The following is a 6,793-nucleotide window of genomic DNA, read 5'->3' as shown; positions in this document are numbered from 1 at the left end:
TACTGAGTTCGTGATAGGACATAGTGGCAGCACCGTACCGGAAAGGTCAGGTGTTGCACTCAGTTTTTGCGGCCGCCAAGCTTAAAGCCACTTCCAGCCCTGATAATAGACGCAGCTTTCTTTATCACCTCAAGAAATTCACCCGACAAGCTGGAAGAAATAATAATTAGAGAAGCCGACGTAATCATGAGAACAGAGGATTCAAAAAGAATCCTAGAAACAAATACAGAAATCAACAAAGATAGCAAAAAATCCGAACAGCACTATTGGGAGTCCAACAAGCTTTTCGAATTAAATAGAACCGCTGAAAAATTCATTCCCGAGATAAATATCACCTCAGAAGATGAGCGAAAAGAGCTTATCGAAATGATAAAAAAACATCTAAAGGAAAAGTGCAACTACAAGGGGAAAGACTTACTCGAACAAGCCGCTTTCGCAATACTACCAAACGAGCATTACCGTAAAATAAAATCAACAAAGATGCCAGCTGACAAAGCTTTAAGCCAATACCCAGAACACGCATCAACCGCACTAATTCTCATCAACGAAGCAGCAAAACACTTCTGGAACGCGAGTCAAGAAACAACTCAAAAAGTTCAAACTAAAAGAACAGTCATGAAAACAGAACTAGAAAGTTCAGACTGGGGATTCACGGCAAGGTTAGCTGGCGCTGCAGCTACCATCATCAACCTAAAAACCTAAGACCAATAAGCCATAGGCGTGTCTAGCCGGCGATGCGAGGAACTGCCTGAGCAGGCCCGTGGGCCCTGGGGCGCCCTCTCTTCACAGATTTCAGCTTTGGCATATTTCCTCTGAAAAATGATCTACCACTTTCAGGGGATAGCCGTATCCAATAGTCCACCTTGGTCAGGTAGGACGCCACCCTATTCTTCAAAGCACTTACCCTGTCCAATTGATTAAAACTGATCATGCCTATTCCAAGATATCTATATTTATCCTTGACTGCATTACAATTGAAATAGCGTCCTGCTCCTGCCGTAATTGAGTCTCGCCAATACTCCCCAACCATTCTAGCCAGAACCCCATCCTGACGATGATTCGATCCATTATAGAAAAGTAACAAATGAAAGTGAAACCCCTTTAGCTGACCATACTCCAGCTTACAAGCAAAGCCTAACAACCCATCAACTGGAATGCCCTTGTGTAGATCTTTCTGCATTTTTGCCCAATGTACCTTTACCTTTTTAACATCGCCATAAAAATCCTCACGACCACTTACAAAGCCTGACTGATAAGACAAATCAACACGCACAACAAGCATCCTAGAGTGCTTGGCAAAAAGAGCGTCTATATAACCTTCCAAGCTGCTAACTCGCTTAAAGGACGCTTTACGGAATCGTTTCAAAACGGCTTTAAAAGCATCACTAGCCAGCTCCAGCCGCACAAACTCTACGAGATCATTCATTCTAACTAAAAAATCCTCAGCGGCTCCATTGCGTAAATCCCGCCAGGCTCTGAGCAAATGAAGTTCTTCGACTCGATCAACACATTTGAAAAAAACCTCCACATATGGGTTAACTTCATGAGAAGGAAAGTACGATTCAAACACCCCCTTCCTCCTCTTCAGTTTGTCAACAAAATAGCGACCAAGCCTCTCAGCCTTAACCTTCACCCCGTGACGTTGATGAGTATAAGAAGAGAACAAAAAGCCCTTACTATCAGCAAGCTCACACATTAATTTCTCAATAGAACGCAACTCCAACACCAAGCTTTCCTCTACCCTTAAAATAGGAAGCCCTCCGACTTCCTCAACCATTAGATCTAACGCCCCTCCATTATCAATCCAATCAACTTCATCTATCACTCACTGATTCCTCAAGAAGCCAGCAGCATGGCTTTGGGGAGCCATGCTGCTGACAAATGATCAGTTGACATCACCACCGCCAACTATTGCATCATCAACTTAATTGATTAATCAATCAAATATCAAACAACTGATTTAATTAAACTTAACAACAACACTACAAACCTAACAACCTAACAACCTAATTAAATAGTAATACATAATCAAGCAATAACCACCTTGAACATGCGTCCTATCAAACCTAGACAAACAAACCAACACAACTCGTAAACACCTAATGCTAAATATCAAAAACAACTCAAAAAGTTAGTACCCCGAAAATAGACTGGCATCATCTACACACCACCCTGCCAAGGACAGAGATCAACATAAATAGTTTTTTCCCCAGGATAATTCAAAATCCGGATAGCACTGTTATTTACCAGTCGCAAAAGAACATGCTCAAGAGCAGCTTTCTTTCTAAACTTCCCAGGCCCGCATTGCAAAATATAATTTTTTTTAACAAAACGCTTACCCACCTTACGAAAACTATCCAGCCAGCAATTTAATTCCTGCTCTTCATCGTTCTCTTTAGAGCTCTCCCCAAACAACTTTATAAAATCATTGGAGTACCATTTAGCAAGATCCGTTGCCGCCTGCAAGGTTGACATCGAAATATCACCCTCAAACCCTTCAAAACAATGAAGCAATGCAGCCAACCTAGAAATAACCTCAACTAACTTTGAACCATGATCACCTAGCCCATACAGTATTCCACCTGCACACATCCTTGACTCAATATCATTCGCAATCTCCACCCAAAGCCGAGCCGCTTCGGAGTCGAATCCGATCACTTCTTTTTCTTTTTTATTTCCTCTGAAACAAATAAGACCCATCTCAAGAAAGTGCTCCAACCGCGAAGCAAATTGTGTTTGATGATACCAGGACGGTACCTGAGTGCTTACATATCTAGTCCCCTGTGTTGAAGCCGGGCGACAGATTAGAAAGCGCGCCCACAAACCAGATCCCCTAGACACCCCGCCTTTATGAGCCATGTACTTCGAAAATACGCTCTCCTGGACCATAAGAGAGACTGTCAGCCGTGCGCCAACAAGTTTAAAGCTTTCCGCCGTCTTACGATCAATTGTGATTGAGTCACCACTCCAAATCGCATTTTGCTTTGAAAGGTCATTAAAGGCGCGCCCTTCTAAAACACCTCCACCTTCACTTGAAATCAAACCAGCCGCAGGTAAATTTTCGTACATCCCATGAAACAAAGCCTCAGAGGTTGAGTCCTCATACAAGATCTTAAATTCTTTTGGCTTAGCTGGAGCTTCTTTCTCTAAAGCCAATAGAACCTTCTCCTCTTCGCCAGCAGAAAGCCCTTTTGATGCTTTTTTCGTAATCGCTTTTAATACTCCGTTACGTCGAACCATCCAGGTATCGTACTTAACTTTCCACACCGACTGACTCTCCTTCACCTCCTCGCCCTGTTTAGCCTGAAAGGCCCTAATCGGCTTCAAAAAAACATTTTCAACCGTTGACTTCCTTTCACCCGAGTCAGCAATAGCCAGAAGCATCAGCGAGGTCGGAGCGACCTGGCCATTGGGTTTACGAACATCTACAAGGCCCTGCAAGACAACAGAGATTGCAGTTAGGGCCGCATTTTGAATCAATCCCCGCGGAGCCTGAATATTAGCTTGAGCCTCATTTATTGCTGCATCCAACAAGGGAAATTGCGACAAGCACGGATATGAACCATCTCCGAAATTAGACTTTTTTGCGTTTTGCTGTCTAAAAAAATCAAAATACATATACCACCTCAAATTTACAAAAAATCAATATTAAACAGCCATTGCAGATATAATGGCTGCCATTGAGCCATGGCTCTGCCTAGACAGCTTCACACACTCTTCCACCCACGAATTTATTTCGCTCTCAATCCAACGCACAGATGTTTTCCCAACACGTATCTGCTTTGGGAATTTCGCATCATAATGACAAGAGGCCACGTTTAGTTTGTTATAAATAGTTGACCTAGAAAGACCCGTACGTTTTAAAACATCTCTCAAGCGAAGCATAACCAACGCTTCTGATTTTTCATTAAACATCATTGCACCCTTTAGGACTTGACGAGGCAATCCTATAAGCAGCAACTCAAATCTCAAAGAACGTGAGCGTAACGCGTGCTAACGTTACGCCTTAGAACATGCCACTTTGACAGCAATTCTGTCCCGCCCCTCAAAATAGAATGTCTCCCCCCTTAGCCAGTACTATTCCAGCTATTAATAGCAAAAATAGCTGCCCCTAACGCCAAACCTCACATTCAGATTCCGCCCACAACGCCCCTCCCGGGGACGTTGTTTTGGCAAGCCTCATTCAAAAAAATCTCAGACCTATATCACCCAGATGAACGCTCAACGATGAGCGCGTCATTCAGCATTTCTGCGTGATACATGGACTCAGCAAACAGAGAGGAATCCCTTATGTACACCCCATGCCCTAGCTGCAATTCAGGACGAGTGGTTACTAAAAATGTGGGTAAGCAAGCAGGTGGTTTAATTGGTGCAGCGGGCGGTGCGGCCAGTGGGGCCGCTGGAGCACTAACGGGAGCAGAGGCCGGTGCCGTACTGGGCGTGATCGGTGGGCCGGTCGGGATCGCCATTGGCAGCATTGCCGGGGCGCTACTGGGCGGTCTGTTTGGCGGAGTGGCTGGCGGGATCGCGGGGGCCACGCTGGGCGAGCAGATCGATGAGAAAGTCCTTCACAACTATCAATGCCTGGCGTGCGGTTACAGCTTCAGCGTCAACCGTTAAGTCGTTGTGAACAGGCGTCGCTTGTCACTGACAACGACGCTCTTCTGCATTCATTCGCAAGGAATCATTCCCATGGCTCATCTCGTTGAACAAATGGCTTACGTTGGCGCCACTCCCTGGCATGGTCTGGGCAGTCGCCTTTCCCCGAAACAACCGCTCGAAGTCTGGCAGCGTGAAGCGGGTATGGACTGGAAGATCCAAGACAGCCCCGTTCATTTCAAATCCGAGAGCATCGGTGCACTGGGTTCAATTCACACCTTCCCAGAACAGAAGGTGCTGTACCGCTCCGACACCAAGGCCCCGTTGTCGGTGGTCTCCAACCGCTACCAGGTTGTGCAACCCCGTGAAGTACTGGAGTTCTACAGGGATCTCACTGAAGTTTCCGGCTACGAGCTGGAAACCGCTGGAGTGCTCAAAGGCGGTCGCAAGTTCTGGGCTCTGGCCCGTACAGGACTAGGCATGGCGCTGAAGGGCAGCGACCAGGTGAATGGCTACCTGCTGCTTGCCACCTCCTGCGATGGCACCTTGGCCACCACCGCCACTCCGACCACCGTGCGGGTAGTCTGCAACAACACGTTGACCATTGCCCTGGACGGTACGACCAAGGCGATCAAGGTGCCACATAACACCCGCTTCGATCCGCAGGCAGTGAAAAAACAGTTGGGCATCGCCGTCTCGCAATGGGACGAGTTCATGTACCGCATGCGAGCACTGGCTGAACGCAAGGTGCAGTGGCATGAAGCGATGGGCTTCTTCATGAACGTTTTGTGTGACGTAACCCCCAATAGCAAACTGCCGGAAGTCCTGCCGAACGAGCGCGCACTGCGCAAGGTTCAAAGCCTGTACGAAGGCGGAGGTCGCGGCGCCACGCTGGAATCGGCCCAAGGAACTGCGTGGGGCTTGCTCAATGCTGTGACCGAGTATGTCGATCACGAACGCAGGGCTCGTAGTAACGAATACCGCATGGACTCTGCCTGGTTCGGTCAAGGTGCACAGATCAAGCAACGGGCGCTGGAGGCTGCGCTACAACTTGCAGCTTAGCCCCTGTTTTCGCTGTCTTCATCAACCTCACCCCCTTCTCATTCTTCTCACTCCTTAAAACGCCTGGTCAGCCTCGTGCTAGCCGGGCGTTTTTTATGCCTCAGGAAATGATCATGAGCACTCAATCGCTGCAAAAATTCAGTACTAAACCCCGTCCGGCGTTGCGCCTGGTGGGTACCAAACAACTGCCGCGTGAGGACTGGCTGGCCGTGCGCAAGCTAGGTATCGGCAGCTCGGATGCGGCCGCTGCCGTCGGGCTTAACCCGTACAAGTCCCAGTTGGAGCTGTGGATGGAGAAAACCGGGCGTGATGAATCACTGCCCAAGCTCGATCCACAAGACGAGGAAAGCCCGGCTTACTGGGGCAACATTTTGGAGCCTATCGTGGCTGCGCATTACACCAAGCGTAGCGGTCACCGGGTGCGACGGATCAATGCCGTGCTGCAACACCCGGCTCCGCAGTTGAACTGGATGCTGGCCAATATCGACCGTGAGGTGATCGGCGCATCAGAAGTGCAGATTCTCGAATGCAAAACCGCCGGCATAAACGGCGCACGCCTCTGGAAGGAGGGTGTGCCCGAGTATGTGCAGTTGCAAGTCATGCACCAGCTCGCCGTCACCGGCAAGCAGGCCGCTGATGTGGCGGTACTGCTCGGTGGTCAGCACCTGGAAATCCATCGCATTGAACGCGATGAACCACTGATTGCTCGGCTGATCGACCTGGAGCGGTTGTTCTGGGATTACGTCGTCAGTGATACCCCGCCGCCGGCAGACGGATCTGCCTCGGCGGAGCAGGCGTTGCGCTGCCTTTACCCGCAGGACAGTGGGCAAAGCCTGGACTTCAGCCAGGACGCGCTGCTCTGTACGACCTTTACCGAACTGCAGAGAGTGCGCGAATCGATTGCTCTGCAGGAGAAGCAGGAAGCTCAGCTCAAGCAAATGTTGCAACAGGCCATGGGCGATGCCAGTCGGGCGACCTTCGTGACCGGCTGTATTACGTGGAAGAAAGCCAAAGACAGCGTGGCCCTGGATATCCCTCGTCTGCTCAAAGAAAAGCCCCATCTGCAAGTACGCTACTCGACCACCAAAACCGGCAGTCGGCGTTTTCTGCTGGCCTGAACGTTCGTTCGCTC

The 6,793-nt window shown here is 48.8% G+C and carries 7 protein-coding genes; 4 read left to right on the top strand and 3 right to left on the bottom strand.

The genetic code is table 11. The features are described 5' to 3' along the window. Window positions 1–186 precede the first annotated feature (186 nt). Window positions 187–702: a hypothetical protein gene (locus GHO41_RS13315; protein WP_153433799.1), complete on the top strand. Its 516-nt coding sequence runs from the start codon at window positions 187–189 to the stop codon at window positions 700–702. Window positions 703–724: 22 nt separating this feature from the next. Here the strand turns inward: GHO41_RS13315 and GHO41_RS30725 are convergent, their stop codons facing one another. The 3 genes from GHO41_RS30725 to GHO41_RS13300 all read right to left on the bottom strand — a co-directional run bounded on the left by GHO41_RS30725 (window position 725) and on the right by GHO41_RS13300 (window position 3,915). Further along, complete coding sequence (locus GHO41_RS30725; RefSeq protein ID WP_153433798.1) at window positions 725–1,825, bottom strand: inovirus-type Gp2 protein; 1,101 nt, start codon at window positions 1,823–1,825, stop codon at window positions 725–727. A gap of 335 nt (window positions 1,826–2,160) precedes the next feature. Next, complete coding sequence (locus GHO41_RS13305; protein WP_153433797.1) at window positions 2,161–3,618, bottom strand: YfjI family protein; 1,458 nt, start codon at window positions 3,616–3,618, stop codon at window positions 2,161–2,163. Between the two features lie 30 nt (window positions 3,619–3,648). Beyond that, window positions 3,649–3,915, bottom strand: coding sequence for an AlpA family transcriptional regulator (locus GHO41_RS13300; protein WP_234452814.1), 267 nt, complete (start codon window positions 3,913–3,915; stop codon window positions 3,649–3,651). 375 nt (window positions 3,916–4,290) lie between these two features. On the opposite strand from GHO41_RS13300, the gene GHO41_RS13295 reads away from it, so the two are divergent. The 3 genes from GHO41_RS13295 (at window position 4,291) to GHO41_RS13285 (ending at window position 6,779) form a co-directional block, all read left to right on the top strand. Further along, window positions 4,291–4,620 carry a hypothetical protein gene (locus GHO41_RS13295; RefSeq protein WP_153330411.1) on the top strand — a complete coding sequence of 110 codons (330 nt, stop codon included), beginning with the start codon at window positions 4,291–4,293 and terminating at the stop codon, window positions 4,618–4,620. Window positions 4,621–4,692: 72 nt separating this feature from the next. Beyond that, a complete protein-coding gene (locus GHO41_RS13290) occupies window positions 4,693–5,661 on the top strand; it encodes a DUF932 domain-containing protein (protein ID WP_153330410.1) in 969 nt (322 codons plus the stop codon). A gap of 113 nt (window positions 5,662–5,774) precedes the next feature. After that, window positions 5,775–6,779: a YqaJ viral recombinase family protein gene (locus GHO41_RS13285; RefSeq protein WP_153433796.1), complete on the top strand. Its 1,005-nt coding sequence runs from the start codon at window positions 5,775–5,777 to the stop codon at window positions 6,777–6,779. The last annotated feature ends 14 nt before the right edge of the window (window positions 6,780–6,793 follow it).

Source organism: Pseudomonas sp. FSL R10-0399 (assembly GCF_009600165.1).
GTDB lineage: Bacteria > Pseudomonadota > Gammaproteobacteria > Pseudomonadales > Pseudomonadaceae > Aquipseudomonas > Aquipseudomonas helleri.
This window is presented reverse-complemented; position numbering and strand designations above follow the sequence as displayed.